The sequence below is a fragment of the Flavicella sp. IMCC45668 genome, from assembly GCF_057219105.1.
Map to the genome: position 1 here is coordinate 2,872,752 of NZ_CM170114.1, position 24,477 is coordinate 2,897,228.

Here is a 24,477-nt window from a genome sequence, read left to right on the forward strand (position 1 = left end):
TGTTTTATTTTTTTTTCTAAGCTTTTTATCTTTGATGAATTTCGCGCAAAAAAAGCCAAATATTGTTTTGATAATGGCGGATGATGTTAGTTGGAATTGTTTTGGAGCATACGGAGCCGAAGACTATAAAACTCCTAATATAGATGCGTTGGCAGCAAAAGGAATGAAATTTAACCACTGTTATTCTATGCCTATCTGTACTCCCTCTCGAGTAAAAATAATGACTGGGAAGTACAATTTTAGAAATTACACTCATTTTGGATATTTGGATCCTAATGAAAAAACGTTTGGACATTTAATGAAAGAAGCAGGATATAAAACTGCTATTGCAGGAAAATGGCAGTTGAATGGTTTGTATCATAAGGCAGAAGGCTGTTCTGATAAAAATCGCCCACAGAAAGCCGGTTTTGATGCGTCTTGTCTTTGGCAAGTGACAACAGGAAAAACAGGTGAAAATGGAGGTGAACGTTTTTGGAGTCCACCTTTACTTCAAAACGGAAAATTTTTGACAATTGAGGATAATAAAGGGAAATATGGTCCAGATATTATGTCTGATTTTGTCTGCGATTTTATTGAAGAAAATAAGGATACTCCTTTTTTTGTTTATTACCCTACGGTTTTGGTACATAGTCCCTTTGTTCCTACACCAGCTACTATTGGAAATCAAACAAGAGGTCAAGAGGCAAATAAAACCCCTAAGAATGAAGGGCAAAAGAAAGTCAATTATGTTGCGATGGTAAATTATTTAGACAAGCTGGTAGGAAAGATTGTACAAAAACTTGAGGAGGTGGAGCAACTGGAGCATACGTTAATTTTGTTTACATCAGATAATGGAACGGCTTCTATTACTTCTAAATGGAAAGGTGAAAATATTAGAGGAGCTAAGGGGAAAACGGTAGATATGGGAACTCATGTCCCTTTGATAGCCTATTGGAAAGGGAAAACACCTAAGGGATATGTTAGTAATGATTTGATTGATTTTACAGATTTCTACAGTACTTTATCAGAAGCAGCGCATCATAAACCAACAAATAATGAACCTATTGATGGTCGAAGTTTTTTACCGCAATTAAAAGGAAGCCAAGGAAATCCAAGAGATTGGGTTTTTTGGTATTATCAGCCGTATTGGGGAAGTCCTGAAAAATTTAAAGGAGTAAAATTTGTAAGAAATCAAACCTATAAGTTATACAGTACAGGAGCTTTTTTTGATATCGAAAATGACATTCATGAAAAAAATAATTTAGAAGTAATAACAAATAATCCATCGTTAAAAGGAACTCAGAAAGAATTGCAAAAAATTCTTGATAAAGCACCTCCAGCTCCTATTGTAAAGGGAGGAAGGAAAGCCAAAACAAGAAAATTATATCCAGAATGGAAAAATATCGTAAATCCAAATGACTAAAGAACAAAAAGTAATGACCATGAAGAATATTGTTTTCAAAAGAATTGTCTGGGTACTCCTGATGAGCTACATGCACTTTGGAATATCGCAGGAGAAAAGACCCAATATTATTTTTATCCTAACAGATGATCAATCTTATGGAATGATGGGCTGTACAGGAAATACAATAATAAAAACACCACATATAGATAAACTGGTAAATAAAAGTGTGCTGTTTACCAATGCGCATGTTAGCAGTGCTATTTGTACTCCAAGCCGAGTTTCTATTCTGTTAGGTCAATATGAACGTAAACATGGCGTAAATTTTAATTCAGCCACAACCGTTTCAAATGAAGCATGGGAATTTTCTTATCCAGTTTTAATGCGTAAATCAGGTTATTATACTGGCTATATTGGGAAAAATCATTCTCCAATAGGCAAAGGTGGTTATGAAAATGGTTTGATAGAAAGTAGTTTTGATTTTTGGTATGCAAGTCATGGAGGTGTTTATTTTTATCCGAAGGAAAAAAGAGAAATTTTTCAGGATGCCATCGCAGACACACAAGTAGAAATTTTAGAAGAGGGGGTTAATCAATTTTTAGATCCGAATGCACGTCGATTGGACGGAGCGATTAGTTTTTTAGATAGCCGACCAAAAAACAAACCTTTTTTGTTGAATTTGAATTTCAATATTCCCCATGGGGCAACAACGGGTACCATGCGTCAAAAGGCAACAGATGATGCCATTTACAGGACACTTTATAGAGATTTAGAAATTCCATTACCTGAAAATTATATTGCAAGAGCCGACATAAAAACACCTAAATTACCTCCAGAGATTCATCATGCAAATGATCGACAAGCGGGTTATAATTATGTAGATACTCCTGAAGGTTTTAGAGAAAGGTATATACGACAATTACAGTGCCTTACTGGGGTTGATAGATTGGTAGGGAAACTTCTTAAAAAGCTAAAAAAATTAAAACTTGATAAAAATACCATCATCATTTTTACCTCTGACCATGGTTTGTTTATGGGGGAACAAGGTTTAGGAGGAAAGTCATTGTGTTATGAAAAAACAACACATGTACCCATGTTTATGTATAATCCCAAACAGAAGAAAGGAATTAAAAGTAATGCTTTAGTGCAGACGATTGATATTGCACCAACAATGCTTGCATTGGCTGGTGTACAGATTCCTGAAACCATGCAGGGAAAAGATATTTCGGGTTTTATAAAAGGTAAGGATCCTAAAGTAAGAGGGTATTTATATACAGAAAACCTTTGGTCTACCACCTTTGGAAACCCTAGATGTGAGGCGGTTCAAACGAAAAACTGGAAATACATACGATACTATAAAAACAATAATATTTCTTCGAGAAAAAAAGTTGAACTAGCAAAGGAATATGGTATTTCTCAAAGGGTGATGCTCTATGAAGTACACGCAAGTCAAGTCGCTATTTATAGAAATTTTATTGAAGGCCCAATCAACGGCGAGGAACCCGTTTACGAGGAATTATACGATTTAAAAAATGATCCTCATGAACTTCACAACGTGATTGAAGCTCCTGGAAATAATAAAATTTTGGAAGAATTGAGAGATGCTTGGAAGGTTGAAATTAAAAAAGCCAGAGGTAAAGGAAATCCAAAAGTATATAGTTATTCTAATATCAGGTCAAAAGTGTAGAGAAGAGGGAAGTGGATTTTTATTATTTTTTTTGAGACGAAGTTCTGTTATTAAGGTTAAAATGAGAGTTAAAATTATTCGGTTTGCACATTTGTAGTAACAACCAAAACATTTGATACCATACCTAGAGCATGTTTGTTGCATCTTTGGAATTACTAAAATAACAAAGATGAAAAACACAACAACAGCTTGGGTACTTACATTGTTTCTTACAATTCAAGTAGCTATCGGACAAAATCAAAAACCTAATATATTGGTCATTTTAGCCGATGATTTAGGGTATGCAGATTTAGGTTTTACAGGTGCAAAAGACATTAAAACACCTAATTTAGACAAACTAGCAAAAGGAGGGGTTATTATTAAAAACGGTTATGTTACACATCCTTATTGCGGACCATCGAGAGCTGGGTTAGTAACAGGGAGGTATCAAGCACGTTTTGGAATGGAGATTAATTTAACTAATTCTCCTTTTGATATGTATAATGGTTTACCCCTAGAAGAAAAAACATTTGCTAGGAGGTTACATAAATCTGGTTATAAAACTGGGGCTATTGGAAAATGGCATTTGGGAGGTTCAGATACATTTCACCCTAACAATAGAGGCTTTGATTATTTTTATGGTTTCTTATCTGGAGGACATTCCTATTTTCCAGAAAATGTAAAGACGCACATGCCTTTGATCAATCCGAAAAATAATAAACCTCATTATAGTGCTAATGAAGGTAGCTATTGGCCTTTGACTAGAAACAATAAACCTGGGGAGTTTGAAGAGTATTTGACAACCGCATTAAGTAAAGATGCAGCAAAATTTGTGACCAGTAGTAAGGACCCTTTTTGCTTGTATTTGGCCTATAATGCACCTCACATGCCTTTAGAAGCTCCAAAAGAAACGATAGAGAAATATGGTCATATAAAAAATAAAAGAAAAAGAGTCTATTCTGCTATGGTAGATGAATTGGATAAGGGAATTGGAATTGTTGTGGAGGCACTTAAAAAGTCGGGTAAATACGAGAATACATTGATATTCTTTTTATCAGATAATGGAGGACCTACTAAAAAAGGTGATGATTGGGCGAACAATGGTAATTTCAAAGAGGGTAAAGGTAGTATGTATGAAGGAGGGTGTCATGTTCCTTTTATAGTGCATTGGCCAAAAGGAAATTTCAAGGTTAAAGAATTTGATGGTTTAGTATCTGCTTTGGATATTGCAGCAACATCAGTAGCTTTAGGAGATGGAGATACCTCTGGAGAAGCTTTAGAAGGAACAAATTTAATTCCATATTTACAAGGGAAACAAAAAGGGTCACCTCATGATGCTTTGTATTGGAGAATGCAGGATGGAATGGCTTGGGCAGTAAGAACGGAAAAAAGTAAATACCTCTTGAGAAATAAGAAAAATGCAAAACCTGAGTTTTTTGATATGAAAAAAGACCCGTATGAATCGGTGGATTTAGTTTTGAAAGAAAAGAAAAAGAAAAAGGAACTAGCTGAACTTTGGAATGAATGGAACAAGGGAAATAAATCGAATATATTTTTGCAGTCGGGTAATTATCAAAAACTTAGATTGAAAATGTACAAGGATTTATATGATAAATTAGAAAAGAAAGCGGCTGAGAAAGAGTTACTTGAAATTGAATAATATGAAAATAGGTTTTAAAAACACAGTACTTTTTATTGCGTTTCTCTTATGTATTTATTCAAATGCTCAAAATAAGAAGCCAAATATTTTGGTTATCGTGGCAGATGATTTAGGCTATGCCACCACAGGAGTATATGCGGGGAAAGCATCGAGGTGTAAAACACCAAATATTGATCAAATTTCAAAGGAAGGAGCTCGCTTTACAGATGCATATGTAACGGCATCGGTTTGTGGGCCTTCTAGATCTGGTTTGTTAACGGGTAAATACCAACAGCGTTTTGGTGTTTATGCTAATTATGATAGTCAAAAAGGACCCGGAGTACCTGCTTCTGAAAAAGTGATGGGAACTTATTTCAAAGAAGCAGGGTATGCTACTGCTGCCATTGGGAAATGGCATGTAGGTGTAAAATTAAAAGGACAACATCCATTAGATAGAGGGTTTGATACTTATTATGGTTTCAACAGTGCTCAAACGGATTATTTTAATTCTCCAATTTTATTTGAGGGCAGAAAGAAGGTTAAAAAGCATAACTATTTAACTTTTCAGTTTACAGATGTTGCCATTGATTTTATTGAAAAGAATAAGGTCTCGGAGGAAGAGAAACCTTTTTTTATGTATTTAGCGTACAATGCAGTTCATGGTCCGAATCAAGCGCCTAAAGAGTATATTGATAAATATAAAAACCAGCCTAAAGGAATTGCCAAACAAATGGCCATGGTACATGCTTTGGATGATAGTATCGGACGTTTGATGAAGTCACTGAAAGAGATGAATTTGGAAGAAAATACATTGGTGTTTTTTTTAAGTGATAACGGAGGTTTGCCCAATTGGTGGAAAGGAAGTAATGAACCTTGGAGAGGTTTTAAACGAGAGCAGTGGGAAGGAGGTTATCATGTTCAGTTTTTGATGAAATGGCCGGGGAAAATTCCTTCTGGTGTTGTTAGAAATGAAATGGTTAGTTCTTTAGATGTTTTGAAAACAAGTTTAGCCGCAGCAAATATCAAACCATCCAAGAAAGATATTCTAGATGGTGAAAATATTCTCCCTGTTTTTAAAAGTGAAAAAAAGAAAGAAATTCACAAAACACTATTTTGGGCAGGGTCTCATGTTGCTAGATCAGGGAAGGAGTATAAACGAGGAATGAAATTACCTTATAGACAAGATGATCCACCGCCTGCATGGGCCGTTAGAAAAGGGAAATGGAAATTGGTTCAAATGTTAGAATACAATGCTCCCATGCTATATGATTTGTCTAATGATCCAAGGGAATCAAACGATTTAGCAGCATTATATCCTAAGAAAGTGAAAGAGTTTTCTAGAGAATTTAAGCAATGGTTTAAAGATATGGAAAGCCCTGTTGCTTGGAATGTTTCTTATTTTAAACAGCTGCAAGCCATTGAATAATTAGAATAGTTTTTTGAATCCTTGAAGTGAGTTTTTTTCATAATTTCTTCAGGGATTCGATTGCTTTTTGGTTTTATTCAAAAGGAATAACTTTTAAAGTTTCTAAATTTAAATTTGTTCTTTCTTTTCCTTCCGCTTCAAAAACTGCCGTAAAATTTTTATTTCCGATCGAATACCTTTTGTTGAAAGCTTTTAAAGAGTCAATATTGGTGAATTTTTCAACGGTTGCTTTGACACCTAAATCATGATTAGAGAAGAATAAAAAAACTTGATTGTTCAAAGGACCTTTAAATTTTGAAACGATTGCAAGATCTTTATCCCCTTCACTACCAACATCAATTCTAAAAAATTTTGATTTATGAGTTATTGGGTCGATATAAGATATTTTATTTTTTTTGATATTAAAGTTCGGATTGGAACCGTTGAATAAAGAAATAAATTTATTCTCATTTTTCAAGGGACCAGTATAAATGATGTTGGTACGTTTGATATCTTCTACAGAAATTGATGAAGAAAAACGAATGTCAAAAGAATTCTCAAATTTGGTGAATAATTGAGTTAAACAATGAGATGAAATTACACCCATACTAGAAGAATAAGAATAATCTGATGGGCTAGTAGTATGTTCCAGTTCTGGTTTTTCTGAAATCAGATTTAAGTATTGATGAATGTTATTGATGTTATAGGACCTTGTCCATCCACTAGATCCTGTAATTGTTTTCCCTGCAATTCCAAAAACATCTCCTACAATTAACGTTGTTTCTTTTTTATTTGTGAAAAAATCTTTCCAAATTTCAGGATACGTTTTAAAGTAGGTTGTTACTAAAAATATGCTAGTTACAATCCCCAATGTGATATAGGGAAATGCTTGAATAAAGTGTTTTTTTGTAAAAGAGGGTTTGTTCTTTGTTTGGTTTTCAAAATCAACATGGTATTGGCCTTTTTCGATAGTTAATTTCCATAAACTGTTTTGACCATCTGTTTGATAATATTTATCTAATTTTTTTCTCAGGTGGTACATGTTTACCCTTACTCTAGGGTTGTTTCTATCAAAATTTGATTTCTCTCCAAAAAATTCAAAATCGATAACATCTTCTTTAAGATAAGTACCCTCAATGGTAGCTTTTACTAAATATCTTAAAAGAGCTGAACTTTTTGGGGACTTCTGAAAAACTTTGCTCTCTAAGATGTTTTCAGTAAGTTCAAGTTTTTTTTCGTTTGAAAGCATTGCTAATTAGGTTTGTACGGTTTTTTTGTTTTTGAATTTAACCGTTACAAATACAGTTAAAAATTGGTTAAATATACTGTTTTTAATCAAAATGAAGTATTTTAGAGCCTAGGTTTGATACAAATACGTGTGCGAACACAAATTTTCCTGTCAAATTTTTTATTACTTATATTATACACAAAACATAACTTCAACATAAATAAATCAATGAGAAAAAAGATCATCTTTTTAATTTTAATCGCGATCGGATTAAATTTAAATGCGCAAAAATCAAAAAACCTTTTTAATGGTAAAAATCTTAGAGGTTGGGAGGTTTTAAACGGAACAGCAGAATTTAGAGTAGAAGATAATGTAATTGTAGGAGTTTCTACAATGAACACGCCTACTACATTTTTAGCGACCAAAAAAGAATACACAAATTTTATTTTGGAGTATGAATATATTATCGGAGAAGGATTGAATTCTGGAGTTCAGATACGAAGTCATAATACGAAAGAGAATCATTTTTATGGATTACAAGTAGAGGCAGATGATAGCGAAAGAGCATGGTCTGGAGGATTGTATGAGCAAGGTAGAAAAGGATGGCGCTATCCTTTAGAATATAATCCTGCCGCAAAAAGTGCAACTAAGAAAAGTGGAGAATGGAATAAAGTAAAGGTGATTGCCTATGGAAACCATGTGGCTACTTGGATTAATGGTGTCAATGTTTCAAATCTTTTAGAGGAAACGGTTGAAAAGGGAATTTTTGCTTTACAAATACATTCTATTGGTAAAAATAAAGAGAAAGAAGGAAAGCTTAACAAATGGAGAAATATCAAAGTGACGGAACTTAAATCTGCCCCAGATTTTGGGGTGTTAACGGCTCCTCAGGTTAGTTATTTACACAATGAATTAACAGAAGCTGAAAAGCAAGCAGGTTGGAAGTTACTATGGGATGGAAAAACATCTGAAGGTTGGAGAGGTGCTAAACGAAATGATTTTCCAGAAAAAGGATGGTCTATGGAGAATGGTATTTTAACAGTACATGCCTCTGGAGGTGGCGAATCTGAGCATGGTGGTGATATTGTTACAACTAAAGCTTATAAGAATTTTGAACTAGAGTTAGACTTTAACTTTACGAAAGGCGCAAATAGCGGAATAAAATATTTTGTTGACACGAATTTAAATAAAGGAAAAGGTTCCGCAATTGGTTGTGAATTTCAAATCCTTGACGACAAGCATCATCCCGATGCTAAAAAAGGAGTGAATAGTAAAAGAACGATAGGGTCTTTATATGATTTGATAAAAGCAGATTCCAGAATTCATGTGAAAGGTTTAAGACCTTTGAAATATGTAAATGGAGGTGCTAATTATAATAGAGCTCGTATTGTTGTAAATGGATCAAAAGTAGCACATTACTTAAATGGTTGTAAAGTTGTTGAGTACGAAAGAGGAACACAGCAATGGAAAGCACTAGTGGCTTATAGTAAATATAGCAAATGGCCAAATTTTGGTGAAGCATCTGAAGGTTTGATCTTATTACAAGATCATGGAGATGAAGTACATTTTAAAAATATTAAAATTAAAGAATTGAAATAATTCCAAAAAAGCATTTGAAATGATAACAAGAAGAGAATTTGTAAGAAATACTGCGTTAACAACTGCCGGAATAGGATTGGTTAGTGCAACGGGTTTTTCAAATATATTAGGAGCTAACGAAAGAGTAAATATTGCTATTTTAGGTTGTGGTGGTCGTGCACATAGTTTGGCTAAAGCCATTGGGCAAAGTGGGAATAGTAAAGTAACGCATATTTGTGATGTAGATAAAAATAGACTTGATAAATTTCAAGGATATGTTTCTAATACAAATGGAAATACACCTGTTAAGGAAAAAGACTTTAGAGTTTTATTAGAAAATAAAGATATAGACGCTGTTGTAATTGCAACGCCAGAGCATTGGCATGCACCGATGGCAATTATGGCAATGCAAGCAGGAAAACATGTATATGTAGAAAAACCGTGTAGTCATAATCCTCATGAAAATGAATTATTAATCGCTGCTCAAAAGAAATATAACAAACAATGCCAGATGGGGAACCAACAGCGTTCTTCCAAAACATCAGCTATCGCTATGGTAGATATCAAGGATGGTATTATTGGAAAAGCTTATGCCGGAAAGGCGCATTATAGAAATGCTCGTAAATCTATTGGTGTAGGAAAACAAGTTGAGGTTCCTTCTTTTTTAGATTGGGATTTATGGCAAGGACCTGCTCCAAGAGAGTCATATAGAAATAATGTACATCCTTATAATTGGCATTGGTTTAAAACTTGGGGAACGGGTGAAATACATAATAATGGAACTCATGAAATAGATATATGTCGTTGGGCATTAGGTGTAGATTATCCAACAAGAGTAGTTTCTGCTGGTGGACGTTTGCATTATCAAGGAGATGATTGGGAGTATTATGATACACAAATGGCAAGTTATGAATTTGAAGGTGGGAAAATGATTACTTGGGATGGTAGAAGCTGCAACGCATACAAACCAACTGGGGGTCGTGGTGCAACAATTTTTGGAACTGAAGGAACAATTGTTTTGGATAGAGGAAAATATGAACTGTTCGATTTAAAAGGAAAGAAAATAAAAACACTTAGAGAAAATCAACAAGGTACTTCAAATGATACTGCTGATACTCGCGGGTTTGACGGTTTAACGGTGAATCATATGAGAAACTTTGCGAATGCAATTTTAAAAGGAGAAGCGTTAAAGTCTCCTATTGCAGACGGAGCCATTTCAACTCAATTGTGTCACTTAGGAAATATATCTCAAGCCTTAGGTGAAAGTTTGGATGTAGATCCCAAAACAGGAAGAGTAATTAAAAATAAAAAAGCAAAAAAAATGTGGAAAAGAGATTACGAAAAAGGTTGGGAGCCTAAACTGTAATAATTCCATTAAATTATAAAGCGTATTTGTTTGTTTTAAAATGCAATTGAATACGCTTTTTTTGTATTTCCATAATAACCAACTAAATTTAAAACCATGACTATTAAATTTATAAACCTAGTTGCGCTCGTCTGTATTTTGATGGGTTGTGATGAACCTATAAAGGAACCAAGTTCAAAAGAAATAAAAACCATTGCGACAAAGGTTGCAGATTGGCAAATTGAGACTTTTGAAGATATGGGTACTTACCGTGCACTGCCAAAAGGAGAGCTTAAAAAATGGCAGAATAGAAATCGATACAACGATTTGGATTGGACCTGTGCAGCCTTGTATGCCGGGATGTTTGAGTTTTCTAAAATTACTGGAGATCCAACCTATACGAAATGGTTATATGGGATAGGAAAAAAGAATCAATGGAAATTACATAAAAGAATGTTTCATGCTGATGACCATGCTGTTGGACAAATGTATTTGAGTTTACATACTCTTTTCGGTAAAAAAGGGCTTATCAATCCAACGAGGAAACAATTTGATGCCATCATGAAAAGTGAAAAAAAAGATGATTTACATTGGACATGGTGTGACGCATTATTTATGGCTCCGCCGGTTTGGGCAAGATTATCAAAAGTGACCAAAGATGAGAAGTATTTAGAGTACATGGATCAACAATATCATATGACCTATGATTTGTTGTGGGATACTGAGGAGAAGCTTTTCTTTAGAGATAAATCTTATTTGAAACAAACCGAAAAAAATGGTAAAAAACTTTTTTGGTCCCGTGGAAATGGATGGGTGTTTGGTGGCTTGGCATTGATGATTCCAGATTTTCCAGAGAATTGGAACAAAACCCCTTTCTATATAAACCTGTTTCAGGAAATGGCGAGTAGTTTGAAAAATACCCAAAGAAAAGATGGAACCTGGTCTTCAGGTTTATTGGGTGGAGAAAGGGCTTACCCTATTAAAGAAGTGAGTGGTTCTGCTTTTTTTGTGTTTGGTTTGGCATGGGGAATCAATAATGGAATTTTAGATGCAGAGGTATATACACCGGTAATGTTAAAAGGTTGGAATGCTCTTGAGAAATGTGTTTCAAAGGAAGGTATGGTTGGATATATTCAGCCTGTAGGAGCTGCTCCTGGAAATAGTTTTAAAGAGTATTCAGAAGTGTATGGAACAGGGGCATTTTTAGCGGCAAGTTCAGAGGTGTATAAATTTATTAAACAGAAAGAACTGTCTTCTCATAAATCCGAAAATACAAAGGAAATTACCTTTATGAAAGATGGTGGTTGGTGTTGGTACCAAGACCCAAGAGCTATTATAAATAATGGAAAATTAGTTATCGGAGGTGTAAGTGGTCAAAATGGTGATGTAAAAGTGAGTGTTTTTGATCTTGATAAAAAGACGGATGAAGGTACGGTAGTTTTGGATAAAAAATTTCAAAGAGATGACCATGATACGCCTGCGTTTTATGCAAGACCGGATGGGAGTATACTTTCCGTTTGGGCAAGACATGCGAATGAGAATAAACATTATTATAGTATTTCTTCCTCCAAAAATTATTTAAAATGGTCAGATACAAAAACCTTTCTGCATGAATATTCAGGGAGAGGTGGTGTCACTTATATGAATTTACATTATTTGGAAAATGAAAAAACTTTGTACAATTTCTTTAGGGACGGCCCTTCATTTAATCCTACTTATATGACCTCTAAAGATCATGGTTTGACCTGGGGAAATAGAACTCACTTTATTGCTGATGATGTTGAGGGTAGACAGCGTCCGTATGCTAGGTATATACAAAAAGATGCGAATACGGTTGGCGTTTCTTTTACAGATGGTCACCCAAGAGCCTATGGGAATAGTTTGTACTATGCAGAGTTTAAAAATGGGACCTTCTATAATGTAGATGGTTCAAAGATAAAAGTAGCGAATGGTGAGCCATTGAGAACCCCAGAAGCTGAGAAATTGTTTCTAGGTAGTGAGACAAAGAAAAAGCCAAAAGGATTTGAAAGTGTGCCAAATAGTGCGTGGACCTGTGCTATGGGGAAAGATGAAAATAACAATCCGCATATTGGGTATACTTTGTATTTGAGTAATGATGACCATCGATTTAGAATTGTTTTATGGGATGGATCAAAATGGATAGATAAAGAGATTGCCTATGCCGGAAAATGTTTATACACTATGGAAAGTAGTTATACGGGGTTAATGACTTTTGATCCTGAAGATCCAACACGTGTTTATATTTCTACCGATGTAAACCCTAGTACGGGAGCCCAGATGAATAATATTCATGAAATATATACTGCAAAAATAAATGCCAATGATGATATTTCAAGTATTCAGTGGAAAGCACTTACAAAGGATTCTGAATTCAGAAATATCAGACCTATTTTACTTTCGGATGAAGGGCATAAAGTGTTAATTTGGTTAAATGGACCTTGGGATTCTTTTGTGAATTATCATGCTGATGTAAAAGGTTTGATTATAGAATAATATGAGAAAAATACTATTTATATTAGGTTGTTTTATGCTAACTACAAGTGGAATAGTTAGTCAACAAAAACAAAATATTTTATTGATTTGTGTGGATGACTTACGTCCTGAATTGGCTTGTTTTGGAGCGGAATATATAAAATCACCACATATTGATGCATTGGCCAAAAAAAGCAGAGTGTTTTTGAATCATTATGTAAATGCTCCTAGTTGTGGTCCCTCTAGGTATACCTTGCTTACAGGGGTTTATGGACCACCAAAGAATGATGCTTTGTTTTTGAGATCAAAAAAAGCAAAACAAGGTTTGAGTTCACCTAGTATGCCTGAATGGTTTAAGGATGCTGGGTATACTACTGTTTCGATTGGAAAAGTTTCACATCACCCTGGTGGTCTGGGTGGAAAAAATTGGGATGATCCTAATGTTGTTGAAATGCCCAATGCGTGGGACAAACACCTGATGCCTGTGGCAGAATGGAAACATCCAAGAGGAGCTATGCATGGTTTGGCTAAGGGAGAAATAAGGGTGAAAAGTGGAGAAATGGACGTGTATCAAAGTGTTGCCGGAGACGATTTCTTATATCCTGATGGAAGCATCGCAGAACAAGCGATAAAAACATTAGGTACTTTGACTCAAAAACAAGAGAAACCTTTCTTTTTAGCAGTAGGGTTTATTAGACCTCACTTGCCATTTGGAGCTCCAGAAAAATATTTGAATTTATACAAAAACACTACGTTACCGGAAATTCCAAGTCCACAGAAACCAATAGGAACATCTACCTGGCATAAATCAAATGAATTTATGAAATACAACCGTTGGGGGAAGAATCCTAATGAAGATAAAATATTTGCAGAGCAAGTTAGGTTGCATTATGCCGCTTGTGTGAGCTATGCAGATGCCCAGGTTGGTAAGCTGTTAAAGGAGTTAAAAAGAACAGGTGCAGATAAAAATACTATTGTAGTTTTATGGGGAGATCATGGATGGAATCTTGGCGATCATGGCATTTGGGGAAAACATAATTTATTTGAAGAAGGGGTGCATTCTCCGCTTATGATTTCCTACCCAGCTCTTAAAAAGAAAGGAAAGAAATCAAATTCAGTTGTGGAAACGATTGATCTATTTCCTACTTTATGTGAGTTAACAGGAAACAATGTTCCGGAATTTACGGAGGGTAAATCGTTGCTTTCTATTTTAAAGAATCCAAAAAAGAAAGGTCATAATGCCATTTCGTATAATCCAAGAGCAACTTCACTTCGAACGGATAGATATCGCTTTACGAAACATAAAACAGGTGCGGTAGAACTATATGATCATGAAAAGGATCCTTATGAGATGAAGAATATTGCTTCAAATAATGAAGAACTGGTGGAAGAGTTAACGGTTCTTTTGGAGGCTAAATTAAATAGAAAAAAGTAATAATAAAGTTGCAGTCTATATAAGGATCAGTTGTGAAGGGTTTTGATTTTTAATTTTTTCTTTATCTAGGCTAAGTTTTTGTCTATACAAATTGGTAAATAGTGTAGGTATTGTATAATCGGATTCAAAGCTGCCAATTGTTGGTTTAATTATTTTTGGAATCAAGAGATTTCTTTTTGATTTTACAGATAATAAATAAATTCAACTTAATATGTTCAAAAGCTTTAAATTCCCGTACAAAGGGTTGTTGTTAGTTAGTTTAATTGTAACCTTTTCTTGCGGTTCAAGGGATTCCGAATCGATTGAACCATCGCAAAAAGGTTTTCCGAATCGATTGCCAATGACAAAACCAAACAGGGAGATGAGTGCGGCATTGAACAGATTATACGATGCGTATCCTGCACCAAAACCCCAAGCAAATGAATTGTTTTCTCAGTTTAAATACACAAAACTTGAGGGATTTGATTATCATAATCATGATGGAACCATTAGCAGAAGAGATCCGTCAAAAGTCATTTTTCATGAGGGGAAATATTACGTTTGGTATACCTATAGAAACACACCTACTCCGCCTCAAGGGGCTGCAAAGAGCACAGACAGAATTCCTTCTTCTGATTGGGACTTAGCAGAGATTTGGTATGCCACTAGTACTGATGGATTTCATTGGGAGGAGCAAGGAGTTGCCATTAGTAGGCCAGAGAAACCTATTGTAGGTTGGAGATCTGTCACAACAACGGATATATTGAAATGGAAAGGGAAGTATTATTTGTACTACCAAGGGTTTATGGAGGCAAGTGGTAAACGAGGAGATGATTGTCCGGTTGCAGTTTCTTATGCAGATTCTCCAGAGGGACCTTGGACACCCTACAATAAAATTGTAATTCCAAATGGAGCGAAAGGAGAGTGGGATGAATTTTCAATTCATGATCCGTATCCATTAGTTTATAAAGGAAAAATATATCTATACTACAAATCGGATTTTGGGGTAAAAGGAGATTGGATAAGAATGCAAGGTCTTGCTACAGCAGACAATCCCTTAGGTCCTTTTACGAAACATCCCTTGAATCCAGTCATTTCTTCGGGGCATGAAACTTCTTTATTTCCTTTTAAAGGAGGAATTGCTGCAATGGTTTATAAAGATGGTAATGAGCATAATACAGTTCAGTTTGCTGAAGATGGAGTGAATTTTGAAATTGCAGCTATTACAGAGATGATGCCTTACGCAGCAGCTCCATTTGTGCCTGATGCTTTTACAGATACGAAAAACGGTAGAGGGATTACATGGGGAATGGCACATTTTATAGGAATGGGGGGCAGAGGAAAATTCCATTCCATGCTAGCACGTTTTGACTGTGATTTAAGTCAGGATATGAATGATCATGAGATGAAAGAGCCAAGAGTAAAATATACTCCTGAAGATTACTTTAAACGAAGTCTAAGCACAAAACAGAAAAAACGTATTCAGAAACAAAATGAAGCTCTTATTGGGAACTAAATTTTTGTTGGATTGAATAGGTTGATAATCTACGTTCGGAGCTAGTTTTGAAAGGTGAATCTACAGAATCTGAGACCCAAATTAAATCCTTAGGTATAGGTGTTTATTTAGTTAGCGTAGCGGATTATAAAGGGAAATTGATGAAAATATAATTAGCATACAATTCCCCAGTTTTTATAAGTTGGTAACATAGGCCTCCAAGCTGTCTGAACGTTTCAAACCTATTTTTTTTCTGATTCTAGACCTAGATATATTTACACTATGGGCTTCTATGTTTAAAATTCGAGCCATTTCTTTGGTTGTGAATTTAAGTTTGATCAAGGCGCAATGCTTTTGTTCGGTTGGGGTGAAGTTCGGGTGTTTTTCTTTGAGCCTTGTGTAGAATTCAGAATTTACTTCCGTAAATCTTAGGTTGAATTCATCCCAGAGGTTTTCGGCCCCCTTTTTGTATTTGTTATTTAACGATTTGTACGAACTAGGAGATTTTTCTTTGAGTACGTTTAAAAGATCATCAATGGCGCTGTCCTTATCAATTAATTGCAAAGCATAAGAGGTAAGTTCTTTGCTTTTTAGTTCCATTTTAGCTTCGCTTTTTTGCCTGATAAGCGTTGATTGCAATTCTGTTTGTTTTTTTTCAAGAATAGTTTTTTTAAGTTTTAATCTCATTTTTCCTATGATAATAATTACTAGGGTAATGAGGATTACCAATGCTAATACGATTTTTAAAAGAAATTGAGTTTCTTCCTTTTTTTCAATAATTATGTTTTTTTCATCAAGAAGATGATCTTTTTTACGAATGGATTCTAGGTAGCTATTTTTAATTTCGAACAGATCAGAATAGGCATCGGTTCTAGCTCCATTGATACTGTCTTTGATATAGCTCCGTTCTCTTAACAGGTAATAGGCTTTTTTTGCCTTTTTCTTTTTCATGTATTGACCCGCTAATTCTGACATTACCTTGGGTTCTAGTATGGCATTAAAGTGAAGTTTGCGAATTGCCTTTAGACTTTGTTCGTAATAATAAATAGCACTATCCGTGTTTTTTTTAGCTTTGTTTAACTCTCCTAGAGTAAAATATACTTTAGATTTGTGTCTGATATCTTTTTCATCTTGATTAGCTTTTAGCTTGTAAAGAATTTTAGCTGCTTCTTTGGGATCTTTAAGTGCAAGAAATAAATTGGCTCGTTCTATGTTTGATGATAGATAAACATAATTGTTGTTCGCTATCATATTCTTTGAAAATTCCAAAGAATCTAAATAGGTTAGTGCTTTTAAGTAGTCACCTTCATTTCTTTTTCTCGTTGCTAAGTTTAAGTAGTTTGCATTCAGCTGGTTTTTGTCACTTGCCTTGTTAATAGTTACTTTCTTTGAGAAGTTTAATGCCTGTTGGAAATGATAAGTAGATTCTTTAGGTTTATTGAAAAAATCATACAAAAAAGATATTTTTCTATGGATTACAGCTTTTAAGGAGTAGTTGTTAGTTTGTTCTACATAGTATAAACTTTCCCAAAGTAGTTCAAAAGCTTTGCTTGTTTTTCCTTTTGCTTTTTTATAGTCAGACATTTGATATAGTGTCTGAGCTGCCTTTTCATAGTTGTTGTTGTTTTTAAAATATTCATAACATTTGCTATAAATATAATAAGAATTGTCAGGGAAATATGAGTATTGAGTTGTGGCGGTTGAAAGCTTCTTAGTATAGTATGTTAAGGAATCATTTTCTTTATTTTTTTGGCCTCTAATACTTAGTGTGGTACATAGACTAATAAAGATAATGAGGTTAATCTTGTTGAATTTCAATTACTTGTGGTTTTTTGGTTAGTTTGAGTTTCTGTTGACAAATATACTAAGTAAAAACCATCAATATACTTCAAAAAAAATATTGTATACTTTTTATATATTTTTTTAATCCATAAATTCAGTGTTTTCGGTTCCGTTTTTTTTCTCAGTTTGTTATTCGATAGCGTTAAAAAACAAATCTCTCAAATTTTGTTGTACAAAACATGAGAGATTGTGTCATTTTAATTTTGAAACTTGTTTTTTAGCGCTGCAATCTACCGGTTGTATTTCCTGCAAGTATACTATTCACTTCTTCAACAGTTGCAAAATTTACATCTCCTTCATAAGTGTGTTTTAAAGCACTTGCCGCTGTTGCAAATTCCATCGCTTTATAATCATCATAATTTTGTAACGCATAAATGAGTCCAGCTGCATAGGCATCACCGGTTCCAATTCTGTCTACAATGTGCGTGATGTCAAGGTCTTCAGTTTCTCTGAACTCTACGCCGTTCCACATGCGAGATCTTATTTTGTGCCATGAAGAATTTAACGAAGTTCTTATTTTGTCAAATACTTTTTTGATAGTTGGAAATGTTTTCATCAAGTCTTTACTTGCAGCAATAAAGTCCTCTTCAGAATAGCTGTAATTAGTCCCTAATACTTCATTTATTTCATTCACACCACCAATAAAAATGGTAGCATATTGTAATAGATCTTTTAAGACTATTTTAGGATCTGCTCCATATTTCCATAATCCACTTCTATATGTTGGATCCGCAGAAATTTCAAGTCCTTTTTCATGTGCTAACATTAATCCTTCTTTCAGTGTTTTATAGGCGCCTTCTGACAAAGCAGGTGTAATTCCAGTCCAATGAAACCAATTTCCCTTGCTTAAAGAATTTTCCCAATCTACCATTTCTGGTTGAATTTCAGAAAAAGAAGAATGCGAACGGTTGTAGGAAATAGAACTAGGTCTCATAACCGCTCCAACTTCTAAAAAGTAAACACCAAGTGGTCTTTTTGATCTAACAATACATCTTGTGCTTACACCAAATTTTCTTAAATATGATATTGCCGTATCCCCAATAAAATCATCTGAAATACAGCTAATGTGTTTTACTTTTCCTCCAAAATTTGCTATAGAAATACCGACATTAATTTCAGTCCCTCCAAAGTAAAATTCTACAACATTATTTTGAATGAATTTTTTGTTTCCTCTTGGAGAAAGACGCATTAGTACCTCTCCAAATGTAATTACTTTACCCATAGTTTGTGCATTTAAGGTTTCAATTTACGCATTTGTTCGTGGAATTAATATATCTAAGTTCATTTATTCGATTTATACATTATACGAAATACTCAACCGATTATCCTATAATTTCTATTGTGTTTTTTTATGATAAAGTTAATGTGCTTATTACAGTTGTTATTTTTTAGAATCTTATATTTACCTTCCATTCATTAAAAAAGCTATAAATGAAAAATTTATTTTCAAAATCATTTTTAAGAAGTACTCTGTTTTTATTTGTAACTATTGCATTTTTCGTAGTTGGTTGTAATACAACTTCCAACATGAAAAAAGGAGTAAAAACGAATGAAAAAATTTCTAGTATTCCTATTGATTCTAATGTTGTAAAAGGGGTTTTGTCCAATGGAATGACCTATTATATTCAAAAAAATGCAAAACCAGCTCAAAAGGTAGAATTGCGTTTGGTAGTAAATGCAGGTTCTATTTTGGAAGATGAAAAACAATTAGGATTGGCTCATTTTATGGAGCATATGAATTTCAATGGTTCTACACATTTTAATAAAAATGAACTAGTAGATTACCTGCAAAGTATTGGAGTTAAATTTGGAGCTCATCTAAATGCATATACTAGTTTTGATGAGACGGTTTATATTCTTCCGATTCCTTCGGATGATGAAGAAAAATTGGAAAAAGGATTTTTGATTTTAGAAGATTGGGCTTTTAATGCATCCCTTACAGAAGAGGAGATTGACAAAGAACGTGGTGTGGTATTGGAAGAATATCGATTGGGTTTAGGTGCTGAGAAAAGAATGCTTGGAAATTATTTGCCAAAATTAATGTATGATTCTAGGTATGCAGAAAGGTTGCCTATAGGGACAAAGGAGGTACTAGAGAATTTTACTTATGAAGATTTGAGAAGATTTTATAGAGACTGGTATCGTCCAGATTTAATGGCTGTTGTGGCAGTAGGAGATGTAGAGGTGTCGGTTTTGGAAGAAAAAATAAAATCGCATTTCGGTAAATATAAAGCTCCAAAAAATGTAAAAAAGAGAGAAGTTTATAATACCCCGAATCATAAGCAGACTTTTGTGGCTATTGAAAAAGATGCAGAAGCTTCAAGATCTGTAGTACAAGTGTATTATAAAGATCCGGATTTAGCAAAAAAGGTTGCTACGGAGCAGGATTATAAAGAACAGTTGATCAATAGTTTGTTTTCAAATATGATCAACAATCGATTTGATGAGTTAAGAAATAAAGAAAATCCACCTTATGTTTTTGGAGGTGCAAGATATGGAAGTACTTGGGCAAGAAATAATAAGGTGTATCAAAGTTATGCTTTAACAAGTGAAGAAGGGCAATTAAATGCTTTGAAAGCTTTAGTAGTTGAAAACGAAAGAGCATTGCGATTTGGTTTTCAACAAGGGGAGTTGGATCGTGCAAAAATTAGTATTACCAACAGATATGAACGTGCTTATAAAGAACGTAATAAAAATGAATCTAAGAGCTATGCAAATGAGTACATCCGTAACTATCTAAAAGAAGAAATTATTCCTGGTATTGCTTGGGAGTTTGAAATGGTAAAAAAATATGTGCCAACCATAACTTTAGAGGATTGTAATGGGTTGTTAACGAAGTACATTCATGAAGATAATAGGGTAGTTGTATTTACGGGTCCGGATAAAGAAGGAGTTCCTGAGATTACTGAAGCTGAGGTGTTGGGTGTATTGGATAATGTGAAAAACATGGAATTAACTCCGTATGAGGATGCAACTGTTGATGTTGATTTGATGCGTGGAATACAGCTTAAGAAAGGTGTGGTTTTAAGCGAAACAACGGATAGTATCAATGAAATCACCAGGTTAGAGCTTAATAATGGAGCTAAAATTGTATACAAACAAACTGATTTTAAGGACAATCAAATTGTATTTACAGCATTTAGTTATGGAGGAACCTCTTTGTATTCAGATGAAGAGTTTTTAAAGACCGATATTGCTAATTCAGCGTTAACTGAAGCAGGTGTAAACGGTTTTTCTAAAACAGAATTAAAGAAAATTCTTACAGGAAAAGGGGCAAGTGTAACCCCAACGATTCATACCTTAAGTGAGGGTATGCATGGAAGTGCAACTCCGAAAGATTTTGAGTACTTGTTTCAGTTAGTACATTTGTATTTCACCAAATTAAACAATGATCCAAAGGCATATAATTCTCATGTTGCTAAGATGAAGGCTTATTTAAAAAACGCTTTATCTGAGCCTAGAACTTTTTTTGGTGTTGAGGTGGATGCCTTTTTGAATAGTGAAAATCCTCGCTATGTTGGTTTTCCAACGGAAGAGAATTGGGCTAATACAGATTATAATTTAGCTGTTGAGAAATATAGAGAGCGCTTTGCAGATGCAAGTGATTTTAATTTTTATTTTGTTGGGAATTTAGATCCGCAGGTGCTCAAGGATTATGTTGAATTGTATATTGGAAGTTTGCCTAGTACTAAAACAAATGAATCTTTTAAAGATAATGGTTATAGACCTTTATATGGAGAGCTAGAAAAGCATGTCCAAAAAGGAACCGAACCAAAAAGTTTAGTGAAAATTCAATTTAGAGGAGAAACAACATATGATGCCGAAGAGGATTATTACTTAAAAAGTTTAGGAGAGGTTTTGTCGATTAAGCTAATTGAGAAGTTACGAGAGGAAGAAGGTGGTGTTTATGGTGTAGGAGCTAGAGGCGGCATGTCCAAAAATCCTTATGGATCTTATCAATTAACCATTAGTTTTCCTTGTGGACCAGAAAAATTAGAGATGTTACAAAAAAGTGCTTTAGAAGAGTTGCAAAAAATTATTGATAACGGGCCACAAGCTAAGGACTTGGCTAAAGTTAAAGAAACGCAATTGTTAGAGCATAAGGAACAAATGAAAAAGAACAGATTTTGGTTGAATAGAATTAAAAATGCGGATTTCAATAAAAAAGAATTAAAGGATCCGAATTTAAAAGTTGATAGAATCAATGATTTGAAGGCTAAAAACATTCAGGATGTGGCTAAAAAATATGGGATGAAAAACAAGTTTGTTGCTACGCTAAACCCAGAAACAGTAGTTAAAAAATAGTATATGGAGTACAATATTAGATTTGGTGTAAAGGAGGATATGGGTGCAGTTTGGTCTTTGATAAAAGAATTGGCTGTATTTGAAAAAGAACCCGATGCTGTGGAGGTAACCGTGGCTGATTTAGAAAAAGATGGCTTTTCTGAACAGCCAAAATTTCAAGTTTTTGTTGCAGAGCTTTCAGGAGAAATTGTTGGTATTGCCTTGTTCTATTATAGGTACTCCACATGGAAAGGACCAACAGTTCATTTAGAAGATTTGATTGTGAAAGAGGAAAAACGAGGTTTGGGAATTGGGAAAGCTTTGTATAATGAAGTAATGCGCTATGCCTTTGAAAAAAAGGTGCGTAGAGTGGAATGGGATGTTTTAGACTGGAATACAAATGCGATAGATTTTTATGAAAAATCTGGTGCCATTATGTATAAAGATTGGAATGCTGTAAAAATGTATGAAAAAGAATTGGCTGCCTATATAGAAGTTATTGGACGTTAGTTTTATTCTTCGATGTCAATCGGTTCCCAAAGTTCAATTTTGTTACCATCTAGATCGAGAACCCAAGCGAATTTTCCATAAGAGAATATCTCAGGTTTGTCAATTATTTCAACTCCCGAATTGGCTAGGTCTATTAGTAATTGATCTAAATCTTTTACACGAAAGTTGATCATGAATTCTTTAGAGGAAGGATTGAAATAGTTTGTCTCCTTTGGGAAGGGAGACCATTGCGTGCTTGCCGGTTTAAAAGTTTCATCTTTCCACCAGAAAGTACTTCCGTAATTATCTGTTTCTAAGCCCAAATGCCTACGATACCATTCTCTAGTGGCTTGTGGGTTTTTCGTTTTGTAGAATACTCCGCCGATCCCTGTAACTTTTTTGTTGCTGGTTGGTTCAGGTTTTGGTTTTGTGTGAATGTTAAAAAAATGAGCTGCAACTTTATCTACGCAAGTTTGTGCCAGTTTTATTTTAGATTCAACTGTCCAGCCTGCGACATGAGGAGATAATAAAACATTTTCGGATTGAATTAAATACTCGAAAGCAGGTGGTAATGTTTTGTTTTCAAATAAGTTTTCAAAAGAACCTTTTTCGTATTCTAAAACATCTAGACATGCTCCAAGAATTTTTCCCATTTGCATGGCTTGTACAAGATGGTCTGTAACAACAGCACTCCCTCTGGCTGTATTAATCAAGAAAAAAGATTTTTTAAAATGAGAAATAATATCCCAGTTTATCATCTTGTCTGATAGTTCGTTAAATGGAGTGTGAATACTTAATACATCTGCTCGTTCTTGGATTTCTGTAAGCGTTGTTTGTCTGCAATTTTCATCCCCTACATTTTCTTTAATGTCATAACAAAGTACTTCAACATCAAAACCTCTTAGTTTTTTGGCAAAGGATTTTCCCATATTTCCGTAGCCAATCAGTCCAACAACTTTACCATCTAATTCAAGTCCTCTATTTTCTTCACGCAGCCATTTCCCTTCTCTAATTTGGTTGTCTGCTTGTTTGATTTTATTAAAGAGAGCTAATAGCATTCCTAGCGCATGTTCACCTACAGCATTTCTGTTTCCTTCTGGAGCAGAAATTAATTGGATGCCTTTTTTGGCAGCATATTCAATATCTATACTTTCTAGTCCTGCACCAACTCTAGCAATGAATTTTAAGTTATGACCCTTGTCTATAAATTGTTTGTCAATTTTAAAACGACTTCTGATAACAACTCCTTCATAGTTATGTATTTTGGATTCTACCTCTTCCTTGTTTGAGGTAAAATCTTCTTCATTAGAACATCCTAATTTCTCTAAACCTAATTTTAAAACAGGATGATTGCTATCTATATGTAAAACTTTCATGTGAAATGTAGGAACGAATATGTTAGTACTGTTCTGTTTTGTTAGGGAAATCTTGTGATTTTACATCTTCGCTATATTGTTTAAAAGCATTTGACATATCATCATATAAGCTCAAATATCTACGTAAAAATCTAGGATTGAATTCATGTGTCATTCCAACCATATCATGAGTAACTAAAACTTGACCGTCTACACCTGCACCTGCACCAATACCAATTACTGGAATTGAAATCTCTTTGGCAACCTTTTCTGCCAAGGCAGCGGGTACTTTTTCTAAAACAATAGAAAAACATCCTAGTTGTTCAAGTGCTTTTGCATCTTTTAAAAGTTTGTCTGCCTCTTCTTCTTCTTTAGCTCTAACGGTATAGGTTCCGAATTTGTAGATAGATTGTGGTGTTAATCCAAGGTGTCCCATTACAGGAATCCCAGCTTTTAATATTTTTTTTACAGATTGTTTGATTTCTGTACCACCCTCTAATTTAATAGCATGTGCGCCAGATTCCTTCATGATTCTGATGGCAGATCTCAAAGCTGTTTTAGGATCTGACTGATAGCTACCAAAAGGTAAATCTACCACCACCAAGCTTCTTGCGCATCCGCGTACTACAGAGCTCGCATGGTAAATCATTTGATCTAAAGTAATAGGTAATGTCGTTTCATGTCCTGCCATTACATTTGAAGCAGAGTCTCCAACTAAAATGGCATCGATTCCAGCAGCATCCACTATTTTTGCCATAGTGTAATCGTATGCGGTTAGCATAGAGATTTTTTCACCGTTGTGTTTCATTTCAATCAGTGAATTGGTAGTAACTCTTTTGTACTGTTTTTGTGCGGTAGACATG

General features: G+C 34.4%; 15 protein-coding genes and 1 pseudogene. 11 read left to right on the plus strand and 5 right to left on the minus strand.

Annotated features, from left to right (window positions below; translation table 11 throughout):
• Nucleotides 1–34 precede the first annotated feature (34 nt).
• The 4 genes from AC2DZ0_RS11680 (at nt 35) to AC2DZ0_RS11695 (ending at nt 6,112) form a co-directional block, all read left to right on the plus strand.
• A complete protein-coding gene (locus tag AC2DZ0_RS11680; protein WP_484641939.1) occupies nt 35–1,402 on the plus strand; it encodes a sulfatase family protein in 1,368 nt (455 codons plus the stop codon).
• Nucleotides 1,395–3,068: a sulfatase-like hydrolase/transferase gene (locus AC2DZ0_RS11685; protein WP_484641941.1), complete on the plus strand. Its 1,674-nt coding sequence runs from the start codon at nt 1,395–1,397 to the stop codon at nt 3,066–3,068. Before AC2DZ0_RS11680 ends, AC2DZ0_RS11685 begins: the two co-directional genes overlap by 8 nt.
• Nucleotides 3,069–3,237: 169 nt before the next feature.
• The gene (locus tag AC2DZ0_RS11690; RefSeq protein ID WP_484641942.1) at nt 3,238–4,707 is read left to right on the plus strand and encodes a sulfatase family protein; all 1,470 of its coding nucleotides are present in this window, start codon (nt 3,238–3,240) and stop codon (nt 4,705–4,707) included.
• A gap of 1 nt (nt 4,708) precedes the next feature.
• The gene (locus AC2DZ0_RS11695; protein ID WP_484641943.1) at nt 4,709–6,112 is read left to right on the plus strand and encodes a sulfatase family protein; all 1,404 of its coding nucleotides are present in this window, start codon (nt 4,709–4,711) and stop codon (nt 6,110–6,112) included.
• A 73-nt stretch (nt 6,113–6,185) separates the two neighbouring features.
• On the opposite strand, the gene AC2DZ0_RS11700 is transcribed toward AC2DZ0_RS11695, so the two are convergent.
• Nucleotides 6,186–7,340 (minus strand): hypothetical protein, encoded by a 1,155-nt coding sequence (locus AC2DZ0_RS11700; protein ID WP_484641945.1) that lies wholly within the window; start codon nt 7,338–7,340, stop codon nt 6,186–6,188.
• Nucleotides 7,341–7,547: 207 nt separating this feature from the next.
• Here AC2DZ0_RS11700 and AC2DZ0_RS11705 point away from each other — a divergent pair, with 207 nt between their 5' ends.
• From AC2DZ0_RS11705 to AC2DZ0_RS11725, 5 genes are all read left to right on the plus strand, one after another.
• Nucleotides 7,548–8,918 carry a 3-keto-disaccharide hydrolase gene (locus tag AC2DZ0_RS11705; protein ID WP_484641946.1) on the plus strand — a complete coding sequence of 457 codons (1,371 nt, stop codon included), beginning with the start codon at nt 7,548–7,550 and terminating at the stop codon, nt 8,916–8,918.
• A 19-nt stretch (nt 8,919–8,937) separates the two neighbouring features.
• Nucleotides 8,938–10,263: a Gfo/Idh/MocA family protein gene (locus tag AC2DZ0_RS11710; RefSeq protein WP_484641948.1), complete on the plus strand. Its 1,326-nt coding sequence runs from the start codon at nt 8,938–8,940 to the stop codon at nt 10,261–10,263.
• Between the two features lie 96 nt (nt 10,264–10,359).
• Nucleotides 10,360–12,756: a glycoside hydrolase family 88 protein gene (locus AC2DZ0_RS11715; protein WP_484641949.1), complete on the plus strand. Its 2,397-nt coding sequence runs from the start codon at nt 10,360–10,362 to the stop codon at nt 12,754–12,756.
• 1 nt (nt 12,757) lies between these two features.
• Complete coding sequence (locus AC2DZ0_RS11720) at nt 12,758–14,170, plus strand: sulfatase (protein WP_484641950.1); 1,413 nt, start codon at nt 12,758–12,760, stop codon at nt 14,168–14,170.
• Nucleotides 14,171–14,381: 211 nt separating this feature from the next.
• Complete coding sequence (locus AC2DZ0_RS11725) at nt 14,382–15,665, plus strand: glycoside hydrolase family 117 protein (RefSeq protein ID WP_484490248.1); 1,284 nt, start codon at nt 14,382–14,384, stop codon at nt 15,663–15,665.
• A gap of 174 nt (nt 15,666–15,839) precedes the next feature.
• Here the strand turns inward: AC2DZ0_RS11725 and AC2DZ0_RS11730 are convergent, their stop codons facing one another.
• Together AC2DZ0_RS11730 and AC2DZ0_RS11735 are read right to left on the minus strand one after the other, a co-directional pair.
• Nucleotides 15,840–17,228, minus strand: a complete 1,389-nt coding sequence (locus AC2DZ0_RS11730) for a helix-turn-helix transcriptional regulator (protein ID WP_484641952.1) — start codon at nt 17,226–17,228, stop codon at nt 15,840–15,842.
• A 475-nt stretch (nt 17,229–17,703) separates the two neighbouring features.
• The gene (locus tag AC2DZ0_RS11735) at nt 17,704–18,708 is read right to left on the minus strand and encodes a sugar kinase (protein WP_484490250.1); all 1,005 of its coding nucleotides are present in this window, start codon (nt 18,706–18,708) and stop codon (nt 17,704–17,706) included.
• Between the two features lie 209 nt (nt 18,709–18,917).
• On the opposite strand from AC2DZ0_RS11735, the gene AC2DZ0_RS11740 reads away from it, so the two are divergent.
• Entirely contained in the window at nt 18,918–21,791 is a 2,874-nt protein-coding gene (locus AC2DZ0_RS11740) for a M16 family metallopeptidase (protein ID WP_484641954.1), read from the plus strand.
• Between the two features lie 3 nt (nt 21,792–21,794).
• Complete coding sequence (locus AC2DZ0_RS11745; RefSeq protein WP_484490252.1) at nt 21,795–22,280, plus strand: GNAT family N-acetyltransferase; 486 nt, start codon at nt 21,795–21,797, stop codon at nt 22,278–22,280.
• Between the two features lie 422 nt (nt 22,281–22,702).
• Here the strand turns inward: AC2DZ0_RS11745 and AC2DZ0_RS11750 are convergent.
• Nucleotides 22,703–23,635: pseudogene (locus AC2DZ0_RS11750) on the minus strand (2-hydroxyacid dehydrogenase); the annotation flags it as partial.
• Nucleotides 23,636–23,657: 22 nt separating this feature from the next.
• Nucleotides 23,658–24,476, minus strand: a complete 819-nt coding sequence (panB, locus tag AC2DZ0_RS11755; protein WP_484641955.1) for a 3-methyl-2-oxobutanoate hydroxymethyltransferase — start codon at nt 24,474–24,476, stop codon at nt 23,658–23,660.
• Between the last annotated feature and the right edge of the window lies 1 nt (nt 24,477).

Bases quoted from the DNA above. Each gene is read 5' to 3' on its own strand.
- AC2DZ0_RS11680 (WP_484641939.1), top strand. From the start codon at position 35: ATGAATTTCGCGCAAAAAAAGCCAAATATTGTTTTGATAATGGCGGAT.
- AC2DZ0_RS11685 (WP_484641941.1), top strand. From the start codon at position 1,395: ATGACTAAAGAACAAAAAGTAATGACCATGAAGAATATTGTTTTCAAA.
- AC2DZ0_RS11690 (WP_484641942.1), top strand. From the start codon at position 3,238: ATGAAAAACACAACAACAGCTTGGGTACTTACATTGTTTCTTACAATT.
- AC2DZ0_RS11695 (WP_484641943.1), top strand. From the start codon at position 4,709: ATGAAAATAGGTTTTAAAAACACAGTACTTTTTATTGCGTTTCTCTTA.
- AC2DZ0_RS11700 (WP_484641945.1), bottom strand. From the start codon at position 7,340: ATGCTTTCAAACGAAAAAAAACTTGAACTTACTGAAAACATCTTAGAG.
- AC2DZ0_RS11705 (WP_484641946.1), top strand. From the start codon at position 7,548: ATGAGAAAAAAGATCATCTTTTTAATTTTAATCGCGATCGGATTAAAT.
- AC2DZ0_RS11710 (WP_484641948.1), top strand. From the start codon at position 8,938: ATGATAACAAGAAGAGAATTTGTAAGAAATACTGCGTTAACAACTGCC.
- AC2DZ0_RS11715 (WP_484641949.1), top strand. From the start codon at position 10,360: ATGACTATTAAATTTATAAACCTAGTTGCGCTCGTCTGTATTTTGATG.
- AC2DZ0_RS11720 (WP_484641950.1), top strand. From the start codon at position 12,758: ATGAGAAAAATACTATTTATATTAGGTTGTTTTATGCTAACTACAAGT.
- AC2DZ0_RS11725 (WP_484490248.1), top strand. From the start codon at position 14,382: ATGTTCAAAAGCTTTAAATTCCCGTACAAAGGGTTGTTGTTAGTTAGT.
- AC2DZ0_RS11730 (WP_484641952.1), bottom strand. From the start codon at position 17,228: ATGTCTGACTATAAAAAAGCAAAAGGAAAAACAAGCAAAGCTTTTGAA.
- AC2DZ0_RS11735 (WP_484490250.1), bottom strand. From the start codon at position 18,708: ATGGGTAAAGTAATTACATTTGGAGAGGTACTAATGCGTCTTTCTCCA.
- AC2DZ0_RS11740 (WP_484641954.1), top strand. From the start codon at position 18,918: ATGAAAAATTTATTTTCAAAATCATTTTTAAGAAGTACTCTGTTTTTA.
- AC2DZ0_RS11745 (WP_484490252.1), top strand. From the start codon at position 21,795: ATGGAGTACAATATTAGATTTGGTGTAAAGGAGGATATGGGTGCAGTT.
- panB (WP_484641955.1), bottom strand. From the start codon at position 24,476: ATGTCTACCGCACAAAAACAGTACAAAAGAGTTACTACCAATTCACTG.